General features: G+C 67.5%; 24 protein-coding genes. 15 read left to right on the top strand and 9 right to left on the bottom strand.

Annotated elements, in window-relative coordinates:
* The first annotated feature begins 49 nt into the window (after positions 1–49).
* The 4 genes from Hhyl6_RS04130 (at position 50) to Hhyl6_RS04115 (ending at position 2,919) form a co-directional block, all read left to right on the top strand.
* Positions 50–406 carry a DUF7312 domain-containing protein gene (locus tag Hhyl6_RS04130; RefSeq protein ID WP_483737959.1) on the top strand — a complete coding sequence of 119 codons (357 nt, stop codon included), beginning with the start codon at positions 50–52 and terminating at the stop codon, positions 404–406.
* Between the two features lie 25 nt (positions 407–431).
* Positions 432–1,025: an NfeD family protein gene (locus tag Hhyl6_RS04125; protein ID WP_483737958.1), complete on the top strand. Its 594-nt coding sequence runs from the start codon at positions 432–434 to the stop codon at positions 1,023–1,025.
* Between the two features lie 71 nt (positions 1,026–1,096).
* Positions 1,097–2,269, top strand: a complete 1,173-nt coding sequence (locus Hhyl6_RS04120; protein ID WP_483737957.1) for an SPFH domain-containing protein — start codon at positions 1,097–1,099, stop codon at positions 2,267–2,269.
* Positions 2,270–2,313: 44 nt separating this feature from the next.
* Positions 2,314–2,919 (top strand): winged helix-turn-helix transcriptional regulator, encoded by a 606-nt coding sequence (locus Hhyl6_RS04115; RefSeq protein WP_483737956.1) that lies wholly within the window; start codon positions 2,314–2,316, stop codon positions 2,917–2,919.
* Between the two features lie 59 nt (positions 2,920–2,978).
* Here the strand turns inward: Hhyl6_RS04115 and Hhyl6_RS04110 are convergent, their stop codons facing one another.
* Positions 2,979–3,221, bottom strand: coding sequence for a DUF7123 family protein (locus Hhyl6_RS04110; RefSeq protein ID WP_483737955.1), 243 nt, complete (start codon positions 3,219–3,221; stop codon positions 2,979–2,981).
* Between the two features lie 236 nt (positions 3,222–3,457).
* On the opposite strand from Hhyl6_RS04110, the gene Hhyl6_RS04105 reads away from it, so the two are divergent.
* A complete protein-coding gene (locus Hhyl6_RS04105; protein WP_483737954.1) occupies positions 3,458–3,862 on the top strand; it encodes a TRAM domain-containing protein in 405 nt (134 codons plus the stop codon).
* 66 nt (positions 3,863–3,928) lie between these two features.
* Here Hhyl6_RS04105 and Hhyl6_RS04100 read toward each other — a convergent pair whose 3' ends face one another.
* The 4 genes from Hhyl6_RS04100 to Hhyl6_RS04085 all read right to left on the bottom strand — a co-directional run bounded on the left by Hhyl6_RS04100 (position 3,929) and on the right by Hhyl6_RS04085 (position 6,317).
* A complete protein-coding gene (locus Hhyl6_RS04100; RefSeq protein ID WP_483737953.1) occupies positions 3,929–4,660 on the bottom strand; it encodes a YkgJ family cysteine cluster protein in 732 nt (243 codons plus the stop codon).
* Between the two features lie 64 nt (positions 4,661–4,724).
* Positions 4,725–5,000, bottom strand: coding sequence for a hypothetical protein (locus Hhyl6_RS04095; RefSeq protein ID WP_483737952.1), 276 nt, complete (start codon positions 4,998–5,000; stop codon positions 4,725–4,727).
* Positions 5,001–5,222: 222 nt separating this feature from the next.
* Positions 5,223–5,999 carry an MBL fold metallo-hydrolase gene (locus Hhyl6_RS04090; RefSeq protein WP_483737951.1) on the bottom strand — a complete coding sequence of 259 codons (777 nt, stop codon included), beginning with the start codon at positions 5,997–5,999 and terminating at the stop codon, positions 5,223–5,225.
* Between the two features lie 45 nt (positions 6,000–6,044).
* The gene (locus Hhyl6_RS04085) at positions 6,045–6,317 is read right to left on the bottom strand and encodes a MarR family transcriptional regulator (RefSeq protein WP_483737950.1); all 273 of its coding nucleotides are present in this window, start codon (positions 6,315–6,317) and stop codon (positions 6,045–6,047) included.
* 236 nt (positions 6,318–6,553) lie between these two features.
* Between Hhyl6_RS04085 and Hhyl6_RS04080 the strand changes: the two genes are divergently transcribed.
* Positions 6,554–7,258 (top strand): class I SAM-dependent methyltransferase, encoded by a 705-nt coding sequence (locus Hhyl6_RS04080; protein ID WP_483737949.1) that lies wholly within the window; start codon positions 6,554–6,556, stop codon positions 7,256–7,258.
* Positions 7,259–7,359: 101 nt separating this feature from the next.
* Entirely contained in the window at positions 7,360–8,262 is a 903-nt protein-coding gene (locus Hhyl6_RS04075; protein ID WP_483737948.1) for a glycosyltransferase family 2 protein, read from the top strand.
* A 6-nt stretch (positions 8,263–8,268) separates the two neighbouring features.
* Here Hhyl6_RS04075 and Hhyl6_RS04070 read toward each other — a convergent pair whose 3' ends face one another.
* Positions 8,269–9,078, bottom strand: a complete 810-nt coding sequence (locus Hhyl6_RS04070; RefSeq protein WP_483737947.1) for an amidohydrolase family protein — start codon at positions 9,076–9,078, stop codon at positions 8,269–8,271.
* 200 nt (positions 9,079–9,278) lie between these two features.
* Between Hhyl6_RS04070 and thsA the strand changes: the two genes are divergently transcribed.
* From thsA to Hhyl6_RS04055, 3 genes are all read left to right on the top strand, one after another.
* Entirely contained in the window at positions 9,279–10,838 is a 1,560-nt protein-coding gene (gene thsA / locus Hhyl6_RS04065) for a thermosome subunit alpha (protein ID WP_483739667.1), read from the top strand.
* Positions 10,839–10,959: 121 nt separating this feature from the next.
* Positions 10,960–12,315, top strand: coding sequence for an APC family permease (locus Hhyl6_RS04060; RefSeq protein WP_483737946.1), 1,356 nt, complete (start codon positions 10,960–10,962; stop codon positions 12,313–12,315).
* A gap of 34 nt (positions 12,316–12,349) precedes the next feature.
* Positions 12,350–12,766 carry a hypothetical protein gene (locus tag Hhyl6_RS04055; RefSeq protein ID WP_483737945.1) on the top strand — a complete coding sequence of 139 codons (417 nt, stop codon included), beginning with the start codon at positions 12,350–12,352 and terminating at the stop codon, positions 12,764–12,766.
* 364 nt (positions 12,767–13,130) lie between these two features.
* On the opposite strand, the gene Hhyl6_RS04050 is transcribed toward Hhyl6_RS04055, so the two are convergent.
* Entirely contained in the window at positions 13,131–13,886 is a 756-nt protein-coding gene (locus tag Hhyl6_RS04050) for an SAM hydrolase/SAM-dependent halogenase family protein (protein WP_483737944.1), read from the bottom strand.
* Entirely contained in the window at positions 13,883–14,449 is a 567-nt protein-coding gene (locus Hhyl6_RS04045) for a nicotinamide-nucleotide adenylyltransferase (RefSeq protein ID WP_483737943.1), read from the bottom strand. The genes Hhyl6_RS04050 and Hhyl6_RS04045 overlap by 4 nt, the downstream gene beginning before the upstream one ends.
* Positions 14,450–14,620: 171 nt before the next feature.
* On the opposite strand from Hhyl6_RS04045, the gene lonB reads away from it, so the two are divergent.
* Positions 14,621–16,708, top strand: coding sequence for an ATP-dependent protease LonB (gene lonB / locus Hhyl6_RS04040; RefSeq protein ID WP_483737942.1), 2,088 nt, complete (start codon positions 14,621–14,623; stop codon positions 16,706–16,708).
* A complete protein-coding gene (locus Hhyl6_RS04035; protein ID WP_483737941.1) occupies positions 16,709–17,542 on the top strand; it encodes a lysostaphin resistance A-like protein in 834 nt (277 codons plus the stop codon).
* A gap of 19 nt (positions 17,543–17,561) precedes the next feature.
* Here the strand turns inward: Hhyl6_RS04035 and Hhyl6_RS04030 are convergent, their stop codons facing one another.
* Entirely contained in the window at positions 17,562–18,032 is a 471-nt protein-coding gene (locus Hhyl6_RS04030) for an MGMT family protein (RefSeq protein ID WP_483737940.1), read from the bottom strand.
* A gap of 89 nt (positions 18,033–18,121) precedes the next feature.
* Here Hhyl6_RS04030 and trpC point away from each other — a divergent pair, with 89 nt between their 5' ends.
* Genes trpC through trpA form a run of 3 tightly spaced genes read left to right on the top strand, consistent with a single transcriptional unit; the run spans position 18,122 to position 21,059 of the window.
* Positions 18,122–18,919 carry an indole-3-glycerol phosphate synthase gene (trpC, locus tag Hhyl6_RS04025; RefSeq protein WP_483737939.1) on the top strand — a complete coding sequence of 266 codons (798 nt, stop codon included), beginning with the start codon at positions 18,122–18,124 and terminating at the stop codon, positions 18,917–18,919.
* A complete protein-coding gene (gene trpB / locus Hhyl6_RS04020; protein ID WP_483737938.1) occupies positions 18,916–20,229 on the top strand; it encodes a tryptophan synthase subunit beta in 1,314 nt (437 codons plus the stop codon). Before trpC ends, trpB begins: the two co-directional genes overlap by 4 nt.
* Positions 20,229–21,059 (top strand): tryptophan synthase subunit alpha, encoded by an 831-nt coding sequence (gene trpA / locus Hhyl6_RS04015; protein WP_483737937.1) that lies wholly within the window; start codon positions 20,229–20,231, stop codon positions 21,057–21,059. Before trpB ends, trpA begins: the two co-directional genes overlap by 1 nt.

Raw genomic sequence — 21,059 nt, 5'->3', positions numbered from 1 at the left:
CACGGCGTCGCCGTCCCTTTTTGTAGCCGCCGCGCGTACGGCGGGACATATGGACGCCGACGGGAACGACGAGGACCGCGTCGCCGACGGAGACGACGGGTTCGTCGAGGAGTACGAGTTCGCCACCGAGGCCGACGTCATCGACGTCGAAGACAGTGACGAGACCGAGGAGGGTGCGGTCGCGGGGTCGTTCGCGCCGGCCGTCGAGGTCCGGCCGGGGTCACCGGCCCCCGAGAACGTCCTGTTCGTCGCCCTCGGAGTGTACGTCGCCATCCTCGCCGTCGGACAGATGTTCGCCGGACCGGTCGTCTACGCGCCTCAGACGCTGGCGGCGATTACGGCCGCCGTCGCCGTCGGAACGCTGGTCTGCTACGGGATTCTCGTCCGGACGGACCCCGACACTTAATCCCGCGCCCGCCCTAAGTCCGTACATGGTAGTCCCCCTGGTCTCCCTCTCTCTCGCGCCCGCCCAGGTCGACCCACTGTTCAGTCTGTCGCTCTCTTTGCTGCTGTTTCTCGTCGGTGCGGGTCTCGTGGTCGCCGAGGCGTTCGCTCCGGGGACGCACTTCTTCGTCCTCGGCATCGCCCTGTTGACGGCCGGCCTCGTCGGCCTGTTCATCCCGGCGAGTCTCGGCATCCTCGCGCCTATCATCCTCGCCGCCGTGGTGCTGGCGACGACGGCCGCGACCCTGTGGGGGTATCGCCAACTCGACTTCGCCGGGGGTGGCCGTGGCCAGACGCTGAGTTCGAGTTCGCTCCAAGGGCAGTTCGGCACCGTCACCGAACGCGTCACGAAGAGTTCCGGCGAGGTCAAACTGGAGGACGGCGGCTTCAACCCGTACTATCAGGCCCGGAGCGTCGACGGCGTCATCGAGGAGGGGGCCGAAGTGATGGTGGTGGACCCGGGCGGCGGGAACGTCCTCACCGTGGAGGCGGTCAGCGGGAAGGACGACGACATCGACCGGGCGCTGGAACGCGACCGGTCGAGCGAGGCGGAACGCGACACCGAGTCCGAGCGTGCCTGACCTTGCGAAACGTGAGTTTGTGACACAGGCACCGAAGGCTTTTCTTTCAGCGTCACCGAGTCTCAACCGTCATGTTCCCCGCGTTAGTGCCGCTGCAGAGCCTCGGAGGCGGTATCATCGGCTTCGTGACGGTGATACTCCTCCTCATCGCCATCGCGCTGGTGTACTCCAGCGTCGTCATCATCCGCCCGTACCAGAAGGGCGCGTACACCGTCCTCGGGACGTACCGGGGTATCCTCGACCAGGGGATTCACTTCATCTACCCCTTCGTCTCGGACGTCACCCGCTTCGACATGCGGACCCAGACGCTCGACGTCCCGCGACAGGAAGCAATCACCCGCGACAACTCGCCGGTGACCGCCGACGCCGTCGTCTACATCAAGGTGATGGACCCGAAGAAGGCGTTCCTCGAAGTCGACAACTACGAGCGCGCCGTCTCGAACCTCGCCCAGACGACCCTCCGTGCCGTGCTGGGCGACATGGAACTGGACGACACGCTCAACAAGCGACAGGAGATAAACGCCCGCATCCGCCGCGAACTGGACGAACCCACCGACGAGTGGGGCGTCCGGGTCGAGAGCGTGGAGGTCCGCGAGGTCAACCCCTCGAAGGACGTCCAGCAGGCAATGGAGCAACAGACCTCCGCCGAGCGGAAACGCCGTGCGATGATTCTCGAAGCGCAGGGTGAACGCCGCTCCGCCATCGAGACGGCGGAAGGTGACAAGCAGTCCAACATCATCCGCGCGCAGGGTGAGAAGCAGAGCCAGATTCTCGAAGCGCAGGGTGACGCCATCTCGACGGTGCTGCGCGCGAAGTCCGCCGAGTCGATGGGCGAACGCGCCGTCATCGACAAGGGCATGGAGACGCTCGCCGAAATCGGCGGGTCCGAGTCGACGACGTTCATCCTCCCGCAGGAACTCACGTCGCTCGTGGGCCGCTACGGCAAACACCTCACCGGGTCGGACGTCAAGGAGAACGGTCACGTCCTCGACGGACTGGACTTCGACGAGGAGACCCGCGAGATGCTCGGACTGGACGACATCGAGGAGATTCTCGGCCAGATAGACCAGGAGGCCGAAGTCGACGTCGAAGCCATGGAGGAGGAAGCCCAGAAGATAAAGCACGGCGAGGACGCCGGCGTCGATAGCGCCGACGAGGTCATCGAGCAGATGGACGCCGAAATCGACGGCGAGAAGACGGACGTCGCCGGTGGCCCCGACGACACGTCGCGCGACGACCAATAAGCCTAGCCGAAGACGTTTTGTAGCCGAATCGCCTCTCCCTGAGTATGTCACGGGACGGTGGCGTCGACGAGGACAAGCGCGCGACGCTTCGCCGCTTCGCCGCTCTCGGCGCCGCCAGTCCGTTCGTCCGCTTCACCGACGACGGGAGCGACAGCGACGCTCCCGACGCCATCGCGGGCTACGTCTCCGCCCACCCGGGCACCCACTTCTCGAAACTGCGCGACGACCTGCAACTGGGCACCGGCGAGGCCCAGCATCACCTCCACCGCCTCGAAAACGAGGGCGTCGTCACCTCCCGGAAGGACGGCGACTACCGCCGCTACTTCCCGGCCGACCAGTTCAGCGAGTTCGAACAGACCACGCTCGGCTACCTGCGACGGGCCACGCCCCGGGGGATGCTGGTGACGCTCCTCCGGGACCCGACGGTGACCGCTTCCGGACTGGCGTCGGCGCTGGACGTCTCCCGGCCCACAATCAGTAACTACGCCGCCGACCTGGAGTCGGCGGGCCTGCTCTCACGCGACGACGGCTACGCCGTCACCGAACCGGAGACGGTGCTGACGCTCCTGATTCGGTACGCCGATTCGTTCGGCGACGACGCGGTCGAACTGGCGAGCGAGGCCGACTCGCTGTTCCGATACGACCCGTAGCGGTCGCTCGCGGGTCGGAGAACGGAGAACGAGGCCGACGGTGGTGCAACCGTGAACAGTCAGGCCTCGACCATCCACGTCGTCGAGGAGGAGTACCCCCACTTCTCGACGTCGATGTCGTGGTCGCCGCTGGCAATCGCCGTCATGTTCGTCCCCACTTCCTTCGCCGAGAGGCCGAGTTCGTCGCCGATGAGCCGTGACTTGAAGTAGGTTTGCTCGTCGGCGTTGGACTGGAGGTACTCCAGAATGCGCCGCTGTTTCTCCGAAAGTGGGCCGTCGGCCGCCTGTGCAGTCGCGCTCATTGCTACACACGGTTGTTCGGTAGGTGCACCCTTAGTGGGTTTGGTACAGTCGGTTAACGGCCCGCTGTCTTGCGGTTTTGTCGTCGAAACGCGTTCGAATGGGACGGCTATCGGAGCGCCACCGGCGCGGTTGGTACGTCGGGGAAACCCGCGACAGCGGCGACGAGCGCTCTGGTCTGTGCGTCCGGCAGTTCTTTAATAGTGGGGGCCAGTATGCCGAACGGAGGTCTACTACATTGGAAATCTCGGACGAACTCCTGTGTCTGTTCAGTGCTGAGGTTAGCGACGACGGCGAGCGATACGTCGTGGAAGTGCCGCGGCGCGAAGTCGAGACGGGGGCCGTCGACGCCGGGGGGACGTATCGCGTCGCACTCATCTCCGCGGACGTAGAGAGCGACGACACGACCGAGAGCGCCGAGACGGAGACGCCGCCGGACCAGCCCCAACCGCCGGTCGAACCGGGCGAGACCCGCTACGTCGAAATCGAGGACATCGGCAAGCAGGGCGACGGCATCGCTCGCGTCGAACGCGGCTACGTCATCATCGTCCCCGGCGCGGACATCGGGGAACGGGTGAAGATAGAGGTGACGGAGGTCAAATCGAACTTCGCGGTCGGCGAGATTCTCGACGAGGACGTGTAGGGCACGGCCGTCACCGCTCGCGGCCGCAGACTCACAGCGATTGCGCCGTCGTCGGGGGTCGGTGGTTCACCCGTCCAGCGACGTCCCGTCGGGCCGCTTCTGTCCCTCGGAGTCGTGGACGACGACGCCGTCGGCGTCGACCGGCCGGTAGTTCTCTCTGACGCCGATGGCCTCTTCGAGTTCGCGAACCGCCCGCTCTTTGAGCGCCGCGGCCAGTTCCTCGGCCTCGCTCCGGTCGATGTCCCGGCCGAGTCCCTCGCACTCGTGAGCGCGGACCGCCACCTCCTCGTCGTCGGTGTCACCGGCGTCCCGTTGCCCTTCCAGCGCGACGCTGTCGACGGTCTCGCCCATGGGTTGGCTCGTCCCGCCGAGAGCGACGCTGAACGGGTAGGTCCGGCAGATGAGCGGGCGGTCCTCGTGGACCGTACACGCGCCGGTGCCGTCGTCGCCCTCCGCGTAGAAGGTGCAGTCGCCACAGGCGTCGGTCTGGAGCGCCCACTCGAACGTCTCGCCGTGCGGACCCTCGGGCGTCTCCTCGACGCCGTAGGGCATGGGACGGGCCACGTCGCGGAAGTCGTAGTCCCCGGCCGCTTGCAACGTCCGAATCTCGTCGGGAAACACCGTCGCCGTGTGGGGGTCGGGGTCCGTCTCGTCGTCGGGTTCGTCCCCACAGGTCGTCTCGCCCTTACAGCAGGCCCCACAGCGCGTACACTCGAACCCGATGGTCTCGATGGCGTCGGCCAGCGCCGCGACGTCCAACCCGCGGGCGCGTTCGAGTTCGGATTCGAGCGACTCCATGGCTAGCCGTTGGCGTCGAGGCTGAAAAAGGCGTCAGTCGGCGCGCGTCGTCCGAATACGTCTCTCACCGCGGCGAGATGCGGACACTGACCGTGCCGACGCCGGGGAGTTCGACCTGGCCGATGCGGTCACCGGCCCGGCGGACGAGGGCCGCGAGGCCGAGTTGTCCGGCCTTCAGGAGGAGGGCCGTGCCGGCGACGGTCAGCGCCGTCGCCACCGGGTAACTCGCCGCGAGGACGAGTGCCGCGAGAACGAGCGGGAACGCGAGGGTGGAACCGAGGGTGTGGTCGTCAGCGGGCGGTGCGCCGTGTGCGATGGTGGTGGGCGAGAGTCGTGTCATACGTCGTGTGACGGGGACCGGCGCAGGGGCCGGCGTCTGTACTCACCAGTACAACACTGCGCGTGAAAAAGTATATGATTTCGTACAGGAAATGGCGAGTGGTGCCAGTGCACGTGGGGAATTGTTCACATTACGCTCCGTATTCGTGGTGCAAGGTGTGGCATGGTACTTTTTACACACCTATCTGGATACTGATTGATGTGTCGTCCTCACGTGGGGTGGTCAGACTATCTCGGTCGCGCGCCGGCCGTCCCACCGCACCGCTCCCTCGACGGCCAACTTCTCCAGATGGGCGACGACGGTGGCCCGCGCGAGGTCACGGACGCCCGTGAGGTCCTTCTCGTAGGCCCGGTCGAGGACGTCCTCGGGTGTCGTCGCTCCTTCCTCGACGGCGTCTCTGACGCGGCGCTCGCGGGCCAGTCGGTGGCGGAGGAGTCGCGCACACGCGTCCCGCGGGTCGGTGATTGTGGGGCCGTGACCGGGGAACAGACGCGGTGGCTGTCGGGCGTGGAGACGCCGGAGCGAGGTCAGATACGCGCGGAGGTCGCCCTCGGGAGCGCCGACGACGACGCTCCCCTCCGCGACGGCCACGTCGCCGCTGACGACGCCCGACGGGGTGGCGAAGCCGACGTGTTCCGGCGCGTGGCCGGGCAACTCGACGACCGTGACGCCGTCGCCGGCCGAAATCGTCGTCCCTTCGGTGAACGTCCGGTCGGGTGTGACGCCCGTCGCCGCCTCGAAATCGTCCGCGCGCCCGCGGCGTGCCCAGACGGTGGCCCCCGTCTCTGCGGCGTAGTGTGCGACCCCGCCGACGTGGTCGGGGTGGTGGTGCGTGACGGCGACGTGACCGACGCCCGCCTCGGCGACGGCCTCGTCGAGTGCGTCGGTCCGCCCGCAGGGGTCCACGAGCACGGCGTCGGGGCCGGCACGGAGGTACGCGGCCGTCCGACCGGTCGGCGCGCGCGTCGCTACCGGGACGTCGAACCGTGTCCACGTCATCTGCTACTCGGTGGGGACGAGCGAGGAAAACTCCGGCGGATGCGGTTACGCGGTGAGGAAGTAGACCTGCTTGCGGGCGTCCGTGAAACTGTACCGGGACTCGACGAGTTCGGACTCTTCGAGACGGTTCAGCGCGTAGCGGACCGTCCGGTCCGGCAGGAGCGAGGATTCGGCGAGTTGCCCCTGTGAGAGCGGTGCGTCGTCTTCGAGTACCTTCGCGACGAGTTTGGCGCTCGGCGGGAGTTCGCGCAGACGCTCGCGGAACTCGTCTTCGCTGAAGGGGGAAGCAGTTACGTCCTCCGCGGTAGTGGTGCTCATACTGACCGATGGTCCAACGATACTGGTAAAACTTAGCTATATGCATGACCAAACAATACAGATTGTGAAATGTGTATAATGTCACCTTATACAATCCCGCTTCGGGGTTCGCTTGTCCGCGGGTGCGGCCGGTCGAGCGACCGGTCCCGACGGCAGGGGGCGTCGGGTCGGGGTGACGGCGGCGCGGAACCACGATTCCAGTATCGTTTTATCCCCCGGGCGGCGACGATTGTAGCGTGAAAGGGCAGGAGTGGTATCAGGCCGACACGGTGGCCGAAGAGTACGAGGCCAAGCGTTTCTCCCGCGGTGGTCGTCTCATCGACCGCCGGGAGAAGCAGGCCGTCCTCGACGCTATCGGCCCCGTCGACGACAAGAAGGTTCTCGAAGTCGCCTGTGGCACCGGCCGGTTCACCGTGATGCTCGCGGAGCGCGGCGCGGACATCACCGGTCTCGACATCTCCGGACCGATGCTCCAGCAGGGCCGCCAGAAGGCCAAGGCCGCCGACGTCGCCGACCACGTGGAGTTCATGCGCGGCGACGCCGCACGCCTCCCGTTCCCGGACGACTACTTCGATACGGTGTTGGCGATGCGCTTTTTCCACCTCGCGGACACGCCGGCGGCGTTCCTCGCAGAGATGCGCCGGGTCGCGAAGGAACAGGTGTTCTTCGACACGTTCAACCGCTTCTCCACGCGCTCGCTGTACAACTGGGCGCTCCCGATGGGCTCTCGGCTCTACTCCCGGTGGGAGATAGACCGACTGCTCGACGGAGCGGGACTGGAACTGACCGAGGAAGCCCACGACTGGGTCCTCCCGTACGGCTTCTACCGAAAGATTCCCAACGAACTGGCCGCCTCGTTCCGCTCCATCGACACCGCCATCGGCGGGACGCCGCTGGGCGACAAACTGGCCTCCGTCTCCTACTGGAACACCCACGTCTGACGGTTCCCGGCCGTCCCGACCGGCGACTGGTCGACGCTATCACACGTCTCGCGTCCGCTCGCCCGCGACTTTTAAGCGGCTCCGGAGAGGTAACCAGCAGTATGGAGCTATCGGTGGTGGTCCCGACGCTGAACGGCCGCGAGGAGCTGGCCGGCTGTCTGGACGCACTCGCCGAGGAGGTGCCCGACGCGGAGACTATCGTCGTCAACGGTCCCTCCGCCGACGGGACGACGGGGATGGTCCGAGACAGACCGGGCGTGGACGTGCTGGTCGAGATAGCGGACCGCTCGGTCAACGTCGCCCGGAACGCCGGCCTCGACCGGGCGACGGGGGACGCCGTCGCGCTCGTCAATCAGGGACTCTCTGTCGAATCCGGATGGGCCGACGCCGTACGGGCCGGCGTCGCCGACTCGGTGGCGGTCACCGGTCCGACCCACGAGCAACTCGTCGCGGGGATGACCACCGAGCAGAAGGAGACCCGCACCATCGCCGGTCGTGAAGTGACGTACTTCAATCCCGGAAACGTCGCGTTCCGCCGGACGGCGCTGGACGCGCTCGACGGGTTCGACGAGTACCTGGAGATAGGCGGGTCGCGCGACGTGGCCCACCGACTGGCCGCACGGGGGTACACCGTCGGCTGGGACGCCGGGATGTGCGTCAGCCGCGAGTTCGAGGCCGACGGCGGCATCCGTGAGACCGACTGGAACTGGAAGTACCGCTCGCTGGCCTACCGGATGGCGAAGAACTACGGCGTGCGACCGACCGTCCTCCGGCGCGTGGTGAGCCACGCCGGCCGCGACGCCGCGGAGGCGCTGAAAGACGTCGCACGTGGCGAGACGCCGCCGTCCCAGTGGCTCGGTACCGGTCGGGACGTCGTTCGTGGGGCGGGGATGGGCGCGGTCCACGGCTTCCTCGCCCGGTACCGGGACCGGACCGACTGTCGGAACCCCAACGGTCGCTCGGTCCGCGCGGACCGAGCGGTCGCGGTGTACGACTGGCGCTGACCCGACTCAGGGCGCGAGTTCGTCGACGACGCGGCCCGGGTTGTTCGAGAACACCTTCTTCATCGCGTCCTCCGGCACGTCGAGGGTCAGTATCTCCATCACCGCGACGTTCGGGTGAGCGTTGGGGGCACCGCTCCCGAACAGGACGCGGTCGGGGTGTTCGAGGATGGCCCGTTCCAGCGGGTCTCGGTAACGGACGGCGCTCGTGTCGAGATACAGGTCGTCGTACTGCTCCAGCAGGTCGATGGCCTCCGACATCAGGTCTTCGCGGAGCGGGTGTGCGCCGAAGTGCGAGAGGACGACGGGGAACTCGTAGTCGAGCAGTTCGGCGGCCACGGCGTCCGGCGGGAACGCCTCGCCGCCGTGGACGAGGACGGGGAGCGAGACGTCCGCCAGTTCCGCCAGCACCTCCTCGTCGGGGAGGCCGTCGGTCGGCGGGTGGAGTTTGAAGCCACAGAAGCGGTCGTCGTAGGCGTACTGCTCGACGTCCTCGGGCGACGTGTGGGCCTCGTTCCGACTGCTCCTGAGGTTCCGGAGTGCCGAGCCGGGGCCGCTCCCCGCGTCGCGAGCACCGTTGACCCGTGCGAACGCCACGAGCGGCCGACCCACGGTCATGCGGGCGACGGCGTTGTTCGCTTTCAGGTAGCTCCCGTCCCGTGCACCCGGATAGACGACGGCCCGGACCACCCCTGCCTGGTGCATCTCCCGTTCGAGTTGCTCCGGGTCACCCAGTCCGGGTCTGTCCCGACGCTGTTCGTCGGGCTCTATCCGCGCGTGGACGTCGACGACCCGGAACCCGTGTTCCAGCTCCAGCATCTACCCCACTGTGTGCGGAACCCGGTATTAAATTATCGGGCCGTCGGACCCCGGCCGAGCGGTCGGCAGGCCCGGCCTATCGGTGCCGCGTCCGTCGGTCCGTGGCGGCGTCCGGTGGGGCTACGTTAGGAAGATTTATATAGAACCGCTTACGATGATTTAGGTGAGGTTACACAGCTATGTCATCTGGCCAGCGACGCATGGGCGGCCAGCCCCTCTTCATTCTCGACGAGGACGCCCAGCGCACACACGGCAAGGACGCACAGTCGTCGAACATCTCCGCCGGCAAGGCCGTCAGCGAGTCTGTACGCACCACGCTCGGCCCACGCGGCATGGACAAGATGCTCGTCTCCGACAGCGGCGACGTCGTCATCACGAACGACGGCGCCACCATCCTCTCGGAGATGGACATCGAGCACCCGGCCGCACAGATGATCGTCGAAGTGGCCCAGACCCAGGAGGACGAGGTCGGTGACGGGACCACGACCGCGTCCGTGCTGGCCGGCGAACTGCTGGCGAAGGCCGAGGACCTCCTCGACGACGACGTCCACCCGACGACCATCGTCGAGGGGTACCACGAGGCCTCCCAGCTCGCCCAGGAAGCCATCGAGGCGGAAGTGCTCGACGTCGACCTCGACGACGACACGCTCGTCGAAGTCGCCGAGTCCTCGATGACCGGCAAGGGCACCGGCGACGTCGACGCCCACCGCCTCGCCGAAGTCGTCGTCGAGGCCGTCCGCCACGCCAAGGCCGACAACGGCGTCATCCGCGACAACATCGAGGTCCACACCCAGACCGGCGCGGCCACGTCCGCGACGGAGCTCATCGAGGGCGTCATCATCGACGACACCCCCGTCCACGACAACATGCCCCGCTCCGTCGACGACGCGTCCGTCGCCGTCCTCGACACCGAACTCGACGTCCGCGAGAGCAACGTCGACGCCGAGTACAACGTCACCAACGTCGACCAGCTCAACGCCGCGCTCGACGCCGAGGAGGAGGAACTCCGCGGCTACGCGCAGGCCGTCGTCGACTCCGGGGCCGACGTGGTCTTCGTCACCGACGACATCGCCGACCGCGTCGCCTCCCAGCTCGCCAAGGAAGGCGTCCTCGCCATCGAGAGCGTCAGCTCCTCGACGGCCAAGGACGTCGTCGAGTCCACGGGGGCAAAGCGCCTCGGCTCCGTCGAAGACCTCTCGGAGGACGCGCTCGGCTTCGCCGAGAGCATCAGCGTCCAGAAGCACGGCGACGAGGAGGTCACCTTCATCAAGGGCGGCGCCGACGCCGAGTCGGTGACCGTCTTCGCCCGCGGTTCGACCGAACACGTGGTCGACGAAATCGAGCGCGCGCTCAACGACGCTCTCGACGTCGTCGTCGCCGCGCTCGACGCCGGCGGGGTCGTCCCCGGCGCCGGGGCCACCGAAATCGCCATCGCGGACCACATCCGCTCGCAGGCGGCCTCCATCGAGGGCCGCAAGCAACTCGCCGTCGAGGCGTTCGCCGACGCCGTCGACGTCCTGCCCCGCACGCTCGCGGAGAACACGGGTCTGGACGCCATCGACGCGCTCGTCGACCTGCGCTCCGAACACGAGAGCGAGGGTATCGCCGGCGTCATCAGCGAGGGCCAGACGGGCATCGTCGGCGACCCCGTCGAGTACGGCATCCTCGACCCCGCGGCGGTCAAGCGCGAGGCCGTCGACTCCGCGACGGAGGCGGCGACGATGATCGTCCGCATCGACGACGTCATCTCCTCGTCGTAAGTCGCGTCGTCGAACACCGTCGCCGAGACGGCTTCCCAGACGTCGACCTAATTTTTGCGGCACGACCCGACCTAGACAGTCACCACTTTGAAACGGCTGAGCCGCGAATACATCCGGCGGTATGAGCGAGTCCGACCTCGGCCTGACCGAGAGCGTCTCGATTGCCCTCGGTGGCATGATTGGGGGCGGAATCTACGCCGTCCTCGGGGTCGTCGCACAGATAACGATGGCGGCGACGTGGGCGTCGTTCGTCCTCGCCGGCGTCGTCGCCACGTGCGCGGGCTACTCCTACAACAGGCTCAACGCACAGAGCGACACCCGCGGCGGGTCGGTGTCGTTCGTCCAGCAGTACCTCGGCAACTCGACGCTGGCCGGGATGGTCGGGTGGACGCTCCTGTTCGGGTACATCGGGTCGATGGCGATGTACGCCTTCGCGTTCGCGGAGTTCGCCGTCACGCTGGGCCTCCCGCAGTCGGTGGCGGGCCTGCCGATACGGCCGCTCGTCTCGGTGCTGGCCGTCGCCGGGTTCGTCGGGTTGAACCTGCTCGGGGCGCGCACGACGGGGGTAGCGGAGAACGTCCTCGTGGCGCTGAAGGTGGCCATCCTCGTCGGGTTCGGGATTCTCGGGTTGGTGTACGCCTTCGGGTACAGCGGCCAGCCGCTCCGACTCGGGTTCGGTCGGCTGACGACCGTGAGCCCCGTCGTGGCGGCGGCCATCTCCTTCGTGGCGTTCCAGGGGTGGCAACTGCTCTTCTACGACCAAGGGAGCATCTCCGACCCGGTCGACACCATCCGGAAGGCCGTCTACATCTCTATCCCGGCGGCCGTCGCCGTCTACGTCCTCGTCGGCGTCGTGACCGTCAACCTCGCGCCGAACGCGCTGACGAGCCATCCTCACGTCGCGCTGAAGGACGCGGCGTCGACGATGCTGTCGCCGTACGGACTGGGGACCGTCGGCGCGGTCCTCCTCTCGGTGTCGGCGCTGTTCTCCACCGGGAGCGCAATCAACGCGACGCTGTTCTCCGCCGCGCACTTCGCGAAGGGGATGCTCACGGACGACCTCCTCCCCGACGACCTCGGCGACGCCGACGCGGACGGTGCTCCCGAGCGCACGATGCTGTTCATCGGGGCCGTCACGGCCGCCTTCTCGGCCGTCGGGAGCCTCGGTGCCATCACCTCGTTCGCGTCGCTGTCGTTCATCGTCGTCTTCGGCGGGATGAGCTATCTCGCGTTCCGCCAGCGCGAGGGAACCGTGAGCACCGTCCTGCCGGCGGTGGGCACCGTCGGCGCGTCTGGCTTTTTCCCGCTGATGCTGTTCAACCTCTACAACCGGGAGCCGAACACGTTCTATACCGTGTTGGTGGTCGCCGCCGTCGTCGTCGGCGTCGAACTGCTGTACTTCGAGCGGTCGTATCTGGAGTCCGAAATCGAACAGTTGGAGGCGACCGACCGCGGCGTCCTCGGACTCGGAGACTGAAGGTTTACTCGGCTCGGGTGCGTCCGTCCGCTCGATGGACGCACGGACTCGTCTTGAGGCGAATCTGGCGGCCGAATCGGAGGCGTACGGCTACACGCTGTCGATATGGGGCGGCGGGGCGCTGCTCATCCACACGTTCGGCATCCCCGGCGTCACGTGGGCGCTGGCGTACGTCGCGGGCGCGCTGGTGGGGTTCGGGTCGCTCGCGGTCGTCGCGTTTCAGGGCGTCTCGGAGGTTGCGAAGCCGCCGGAGTCGCCGTCCTCGCTGGTCGTCTCGACCATCCACGTACTGGCGACTGGCGGGACGCTGGCGGCAATCTACGCGCTCGTGACCGTCGCGGGACAGCGCCGCCCGGTCTTCGTCTACTTTCTCGCGGGGTTCGTCGGGACGGCCGCGTACAACGCCTTGCTGTTGCTGGAGGAACTCGCAGTCGACGCGGTCGTCAGGTGACGACCGAGGGCGCCAGAACCGGCGCCCGAAATCGCTGGGACAGTGAGCGGAGAACTGGGACAGACACGCTCACTCGCGGTGCGGCGACGCCGCCGGTCCGACTGGACCGGCGAACCGTGCCCACGGTAGCCGTCGCCGCGAGGACCGAACGGGGACTGGCTCACTCGTCGTCGCGGTCACCTCCCGTCTCTGCCGTCAGCGGCGCCTCCCGGCCGGTGGCGACCGTCTCGTCGGAGGCGCGGCGACCACGTCTCGACCACCGTGTCGGGCTCTCCTTCATGCGTTCGTTTAGGCGTCCCTAAAGAACAAAAGCGTGTCGGTTTTTCGGCTAGCCTAAATCAGACCGGGTCGAACGCCGGTGCGCTCACCACGTCAGGTCGACGGCGTCGCCGACGCCGAGGCCGAACGCCTCGTCGCCCCGCCCGCGGTTCACCGCGAGTTCGACGTTGCCGTGACTCCCGACGGTGACGAGTCGCGCACCGGGGTCCAACTCGGCGTATGCCCGCCGTACGGGGACGGACGCGCCGTCCACGCCGACCGTCTCGCCGAATCGGTCGGCAATCGCGTCGCCCGGGACGTTCGTGACGGCGTTCCCGAAGTCGTCGACGACGAGTACCTCGCCCGTCGCTCCCTCGCTGGTGACCGTCGCGTCGGGGAACCGGAGGTCCTCGTAACCGTCCGCGCGCGACGTCTTCGAGAGGTCGCCGACGGCGTCGACGCCGGCCTCGTGGACCGCCGCGGCCGCGGGCGCGAACACGTCTCGGCCGTGGAACGTCGTGCTCGCGGGGTCGTCGTAGGCCCACGTGAACACCTCGTAGTCGTCGGCCAACTCGCGAGCGACTGGCAGGAGGACGCCGTTGTCGGGGCCGACCAGAGCGTGGCCGTCAGCGCGGACGACGAGCGCGTCCCGGTCCGTGCCCACGCCGGGGTCCACGACCACGCAGTGGACGGCCGGCGGGAAGTACGGAAGCGTCTGTGTCAGCCAGAACGCCGCGGTACGGACGTCCTGTCGGGAGAAGTCGTGTGCGACGTCCTCGATGCGAGCGTCCGTGCGCTGGCAGACGACGCCCTTCATCGCGGCGGGATAGGGTGACCCGAAGTCCGAACTCAGCGTAATCATTCCTCGTCGCCGATGTCGGGTTCCTCGACGGCCTCGTCCTCGGCCGTGTAGCGGTCGAGCGAGTCGGTGTCCGAGACGTGTTGGAGGCGCTTGACGCCGTTTATCTCCTCGATGGTGTCCACGACCGGGTCGGGCACCCGGTCACGCCACGACTCGTCTCGAATCATCCGCTCGCGTATCTCGCTGCCCTCCAACCGGTCCCGGTCGAACATCGGCGACTGGCGGACCTCTATGCCGCTCTCCTCGAACAGGCGGACGACCAGCGGGTTGTTCGAGTACGCCACGTCGAAGTCCGGACACATGCTCTCGACGTGGCTCACCCAGACGGCGTTGCGGTTGATGTCCTCTAACGGGACGACGTAGGTGGTCAGGTCGAAGTCCTTGACCGCCTGCGTTATCATCATGATGCGCTCGCCCGCGGTGAACGGGTCGTGGGTCGTGTGTGAGTCGTCGGCGCTCCCGATGCCCAACACCAGTTCGTCCACCTCGTCGGCTATACGGCCGACCATCGCGTGGTGACCGTCGTGATAGGGCTGGAACCGCCCGATGTAGAACCCTCGCATACCGGAGTGTGTGGTGGGTGGTTTGATAAACCCGACGACGGGCCCGTCGGACCCGGTTCGGAACTGCTTACTCCGGCGCTGTCTGGCGGTTCTAGGGGTGTGGCAAGGTCGGACGCGGGGAGAAAGTATATCAGTCGACAGTCCTTCCAAGCGAGTGTTAGCAACGTTTGTATGAGCGACAACACCGACACTGACGCGGCCCCCGACCCGGACCGGGACGGGACCGACGCCGACGAGGCCACGACGGCCGACGAACAGGCGTCGGACCCCTCGGTCGACGAGTCCTCGAACGGGGAGGGAGCTTCGTCCGATACGACACTCGGCAGCGATGTCGAGGTGGAGGGAGAGGCGAACCTCCGGGAAAACGAGGAGAACCTACTCGGCGGTCTCGACATCGACTCGACCTCGGAGATAGAGGTGCCCGAGCGCCTCGTAGACCAGGTCATCGGGCAGGACCACGCACGCGACGTCATCAAGAAGGCGGCCAAGCAGCGCCGCCACGTGATGATGATCGGCTCGCCCGGGACGGGCAAGTCGATGCTCGCGAAGGCGATGAGCCAGTTGCTCCCCCGCGAGGAACTGCAGGACGTTCTCGTCTATCACAACCCCGACGACGGCAACGAGCCGAAAGTCCGCACCGTGCCCGGCGGCAAGGGCGAACAGATAGTCGAGGCACACAAGGAAGAGGCCCGCAAGCGAAACCAGATGCGGACCTTCCTGATGTGGATCATCATCGCCATCGTCATCGGGTACTCGCTGATAATCGTCCAGCAGATTCTGCTGGGCATCCTCGCGGCCGGTGTCATCTACCTCGCCTTCCGCTACGGGTCCCGCGGTAGCGACGCGATGATTCCGAACCTGCTGGTCAACAACGCCAGCCAGAAGACCGCGCCGTTCGAGGACGCGACGGGCGCCCACGCCGGTGCGCTGCTGGGCGACGTCCGCCACGACCCGTTCCAGTCCGGCGGGATGGAGACGCCGAGCCACGACCGCGTGGAACCCGGCGCCATCCACAAGGCCAACAAGGGCGTGCTGTTCATCGACGAGATAAACACGCTCGACATCCGCTCGCAGCAGAAGCTGATGACGGCCATCCAGGAGGGCGAGTTCGGCATCACCGGGCAGTCCGAGCGCTCCTCCGGTGCGATGGTCCAGACGGAACCGGTTCCGTGTGACTTCATCATGATCGCCGCGGGGAACCTCGACGCGATGGAGAACATGCACCCCGCGCTGCGCTCCCGCATCAAGGGGTACGGCTACGAGGTGTACATGGACGACACCATCGAGGACGACCCCGAGATGCGCCGGAAGTACACCCGGTTCGTCGCCCAAGAAGTCGAGAACGACGGTCGGCTCCCTCACTTCACCGAGGAGGCCGTCGAGGAGATAATCCTCGAAGCCCGCCGTCGCGCGGGCCGGAAGGGCCACCTCACCCTGAAGTTCCGTGACCTCGGTGGCCTCGTCCGCGTCGCCGGCGACATCGCCCGCGCCGAGGACAAGGACTTCACCGAACGGGCCGACGTGCTGCAGGCCAAGGAGCGCTCGCGCTCCATCGAGCAACAGCTCGCGGACAACTACATCGAACGCCGGAAGGACTACGAACTCACCGTCAACGCGGGCGACGTCATCGGCCGCGTCAACGGTCTCGCCGTCATGGGCGAGGACTCGGGTATCGTCCTCCCGGTGATGGCCGAAGTGACGCCCTCGCAGGGGCCCGGACAGGTCATCGCCACCGGCCAACTGCAGGAGATGGCCGAGGAGGCCGTCCAGAACGTCTCGGCCATCATCAAGAAGTTCAGCGACGAGGACATCTCCGAGAAGGACGTCCATATCCAGTTCGTGCAGGCGGGTGAGGGCGGCGTCGACGGCGACTCCGCCTCCATCACCGTCGCCACCGCGGTCATCAGCGCGCTGGAGAACGTCCCCGTCGAGCAGAACATCGCCATGACCGGCTCCCTGTCGGTCCGCGGGGACGTCCTCCCCGTCGGCGGCGTCACGCACAAGATAGAGGCCGCCGCGAAGGCCGGCCTCGATACGGTCATCATCCCCGAGGCCAACACGCAGGACGTGATGATAGAGGAGGAGTACGAGGACATGATAGAGATAATCCCCGTCTCCCACATCTCCGAGGTGCTGGAGGTCGCACTCGCCGGCGAACCCGAGAAGGACTCGCTGGTCGACCGCCTCAAGTCCATCACGGGCAAGGCGCTCGAACACGAGGTCGGGCGACAGGGTAGCGGCAGTCCCAGCCCGCAGTAGATGCCCCAGTGGGCCGGCTTCGTCGGCCTGACGGGATTCCTTCTAACCGCGCTTCTCGCGCTCGCTCGACTCTCCCAGCGGTCGCTCTCCGAGGGCGAGGTGGCCCGGGCCGACGGCCTCGGCCGCGCGGGACCCACGGTCCCCGAGGACCCCACGTTCCCACGGTTCGAGACGGCCGAGGCCGCCCGACAGCGGGACCACCTCGAGCGACAACTCGCCCCGGACGAGTTCTCGACGGGTGCGTTGCTGGCGAACGTCGCACTCACGCAGGGACTGTTCGGCGCCGTCCTCGTGGGCGGGGCGTTCTACTTCGCAGTGCCGCTCTCCGCGTTCGGCATCACCGGCGACCCGCTCTCGACGGGGCTGCCGGCGCTCGGCATCGGCGTCGCCGCCGGCGTCGGGTTCTGGGTCGGGAACGAACTCGCGGCGGTACTCGCCGACGGGTTCGGCATCGCCTTCGACGAGTCGCTCAGAGAACTGCTCGCGCCGGACTCGCTCGGCGGGTGGGTCGTCCTCCTCGGTGGGGTCTTGCCCATCATCGCCGTCGTCGAGGAACTGCTCTTCCGCGCGGCGGCCGTCGGCGTGCCCGTCGCCGGTCTGGGCGCGCCCGCGTGGGCGATGGTGGTAATCTCGTCGGTGGCGTTCGCGCTCGGACACGGCGCGCAGGGCCGGGTCGGAATCGTCGTCACCGGCGTCCTCGGCGCGGCGCTGGCGGCGCTGTTCGTCCTCACGAACAGTCTCCTCGCCGTCGTCGTCGCCCACTACCTCGTGAACGCGCTGGAACTCGTCGTCCACGAGGGACTGGGCGTCAGTCGCTTCTCGACGCGGGCCTAACGCGGCCGGCAGAAGCCGCTTACAGCCCTTCGACGGCGCGCAACTTCTGTTCGACCGGCGGCGGTGCGGCGCTCGGCCCGTCGCGCACGCGGTGGTCCGGGATGAGTAGGGGGACGGGGTTCGCGGCCAGCGCCTCTCGTACCCGCGTCAGGTCGTCCTGCTCGCCGGCGTCGAAGTCCGGGGTCATCCGCGCAATCTGTTCGACCGTCGCGTCATCGCCGTAGGGAACCTCTCGCACGGCCTCGAGCACTTTCCGCCGGTCGGTCGGCACCGTCAGGCCGACAGTCACGTCCGCGAAGTCGTCTTCGGCCCCGTTGAGGTAGTCCTCGATTCGGTCCAGCAGCGGGTGGTCGGAGTCGCTGTCGTCGTCCGGGGCCGTCGGAAACGAGAGGGAGATGACCCGGTCGCCCGCCTCGCCGAACTGGACGAAGCGGTCCAGGTACGCCGACTCCCGGGCGTAGATGCCTGCATCACTCGTCGGAGTCTCCATGGCGGAGTCGAGGACCGGTCGGGCCTTCAAGATTGGCACGGACGGCGACGACAACACTTATGTACACTTCTGTACGTTAGTGACCAGTAATGGAATCCGATGCGGGAATGGCACCGGCAGTCGAGTCGATACTGGCGGCGGCACGCGAGCGAGGCGGTGGGGGTGAGCGAGTGAGCGTCGACGCGCGGTCGCTCACCGACGCCTTCGACGCGGCCGAAACGGAGGGACGCGTCCCGATTGTCGCGGAGGTCAAGCCGACGAGTCCGACCGCCGAGGGCGAGCGAACGGACGACCCGGTCGAGCTGGCCGAACGGATGGTCGAGGGCGGCGCGGCCGCCCTCTCGGTCCTGACCGAACCGGAGCACTTCGGCGGGTCCGCCGAGACGCTCGAACGCGTCCGTGCGGCCGTCGACGTCCCGGTCCTCCGAAAGGACTTCGTCCTCCACGAGGCCCAACTGGACGTGGTCGAGGCCGACGTGGTCCTCCTCATCGTCCGGTTCTTGGAGGAAGAGGGGACCGACGACCTCGAAACGCTCCTCTCGGCGGCGCGCGACCGCGGGTTTCAGGTACTCGTCGAGGCCCACACCGCTGAGGAGGTCGAACGGGCCGTCGAGGCGGGTGCCGACGTGGTCGGCGTTAACAACCGCGACTTGGCGAAACTGGAGGTGGACCTCGACACGTTCCCGGCGGCGGCCGCGGCCGCCCCCGAGAGCGTCACGCTCATTGCGGAAAGCGGCATAGGGACAGCGGACGACGTCGCGCGGATGCGCGCGGCCGGCGCCGACGCCTTGCTCGTCGGGTCGGCCATCATGGACCACGGCGGCGACTCCGACGTGGCCGAGAACACGCGGCGACTGACAGACGCGGAGACTGAGACACAGACATGAGCACTGACGACGCACACGACCCCAAGTTCGGCGAGTACGGCGGCCAGTACGTTCCGGAGGCGCTGATGCCGGCCATCGAGGAGTTAACGGACGCCTACCAGCGGTACGTACTGGACAACGAGGACGGTTTCATGGACGACTTCCGGGCGCGGCTGGCCGACTTCGGCGGCCGGCCCACGCCGCTCCAGCACGCCGAGCAACTCTCCGCTCGGTACGACACGGACGTCTACCTCAAGCGGGAGGACTTGCTCCACGGCGGCGCGCACAAACTCAACAACGCGCTCGGACAGGTCCTGCTGGCGAAGTACATGGGCAAAGAGCGCATCATCGCCGAGACCGGCGCCGGACAGCACGGCACCGCGACGGCGATGGCCGCCGCCCATCTGGACATGCCCTGCGAAATTTACATGGGCGAGACGGACATCGCGCGCCAGCGACCCAACGTCTTCCGGATGCGCATCAACGGGGCCGAGGTCAACCCGGTCACGGTCGGCCGCGGCACCCTCAAGGAGGCCATCTCGGAGACGATGCGCGACTGGGCGACCACCGTCGAGAACACCCACTACGTCATCGGCAGCGTCGTCGGCCCGCACCCGTTCCCCAAGATGGTGCGGGACTTTCAGGCGGTCATCTCCGAGGAGGCCCGCGAGCAGTCTATCGAGAAGACGGGCGGCCTCCCGGATTCGGTCGTCGCCTGCGCCGGCGGCGGGTCGAACACGATGGGCGCGTTCGCCGAGTTCGTCGGAGACGATGGCGCGGAACGTAGTTCCGCGAAGAACCCGAGCGGCGATGAGCCGCGAGGGCGAGTCGACCTCGTGGCCGTCGAGGCCGGTGGGTCCTCGCTCACCGTCGACGAGGAGACGGGCGTCGCACCCAACTCCGCGACCCTCTCGACCGGAGACGAGGGCGTCCTCCACGGCGCACGGACGAAACTCTTGCAGGATTCGGACGGTCAGATTATGGAGTCCCACTCGGTCTCGGCCGGACTGGACTACGCCGGCGTCGGGCCGGAACTCGCCTATCTCGTCGACGAGGGTCGCGTGACGCCGGTCAACGTCGACGACGAGGCGGCCCTAGAGGCGTTCCACCGCCTCTCGCAGGACGAGGGGGTCATCCCGGCGCTCGAAACCGCGCACGCGTTCGGCTACCTCGAAGAGCACCACGACGAACTCGGCGACACCGTCGTCGTCAACGTCTCCGGCCGCGGCGACAAGGACCTCGAAACCGTCATCGAGGAGACGAGCAAGCGTGACCTCGACATCGCGCCGGACATGTCTATCCTCAACCGCGTGGGCGGGGGTGACCTCTGATGGGGCTGGAACGCGCCTTCGCGGACGAACCGGCGTTCGTCCCGTACCTCGCCGCGGGCGACCCGAACTACGAGGACTCGCTGGCGTACGTCGAAGCCCTCGCCGAGGGCGGCGCGGACGTCATCGAACTCGGCCTGCCGTTCTCGGAACCCATCGCCGAGGGGAAGACGATTCAGGACGCTATCGTCCGGTCGCTGGAGTCGGGGATGACGCCCGACCGCTTCTTCGAGTTCGTCGAAGACCTCGACGTGGACGTGCCGCTGGTCTGTATGACCTACTACAACCTCATCTATCAATATGGCAGCGAGGAGGGTCCCCGTCCCTTCGTCGAGAAAGCCGCCGACGTGGGCATCGAGGGGTTCGTCGTCCCGGACTTGCCCGCAGAGGAGGCCGGCCCGCTCCGGGAGGCCTGCGACGAGTTCGGACTGGACCTCGTGTTCATCGTCGCGCCGACGACGCGGGGCGACCGCCTCGACCGGATGATGGACCAGGTGTCGGGGTACGTCTACGTGCAGGCCCGTCTGGGCGTCACCGGCGCGCGCGACGACGTGGACGACGCCACCGAGTCGTCGCTGGCCCGGCTTTCCGATTGGGACGTGCCCAAGGCCGTCGGGTTCGGCATCAAGACGGGCGACCACGCCGCGGAAATCGTCGCGTCCGGGGCCGACGGCGTCATCGTCGGGTCCGCGCTCGTCGACATCGTCGCCGAGGGTCACGAGAACGACGACCCGACAGAGGACGTCGCCGACCGACTCGAATCGCTGGCCCGCGAACTCAAGCAGGGGGCCCTACGGGGCGCACAGGAACGGCCGCAACCGGAACGCACATAA

The organism is Haloarcula sp. H-hyl6, from assembly GCF_056934455.1.
Note: the sequence above shows the minus strand (reverse complement) of the source record. Positions and strands in the feature narration are given on the sequence as shown.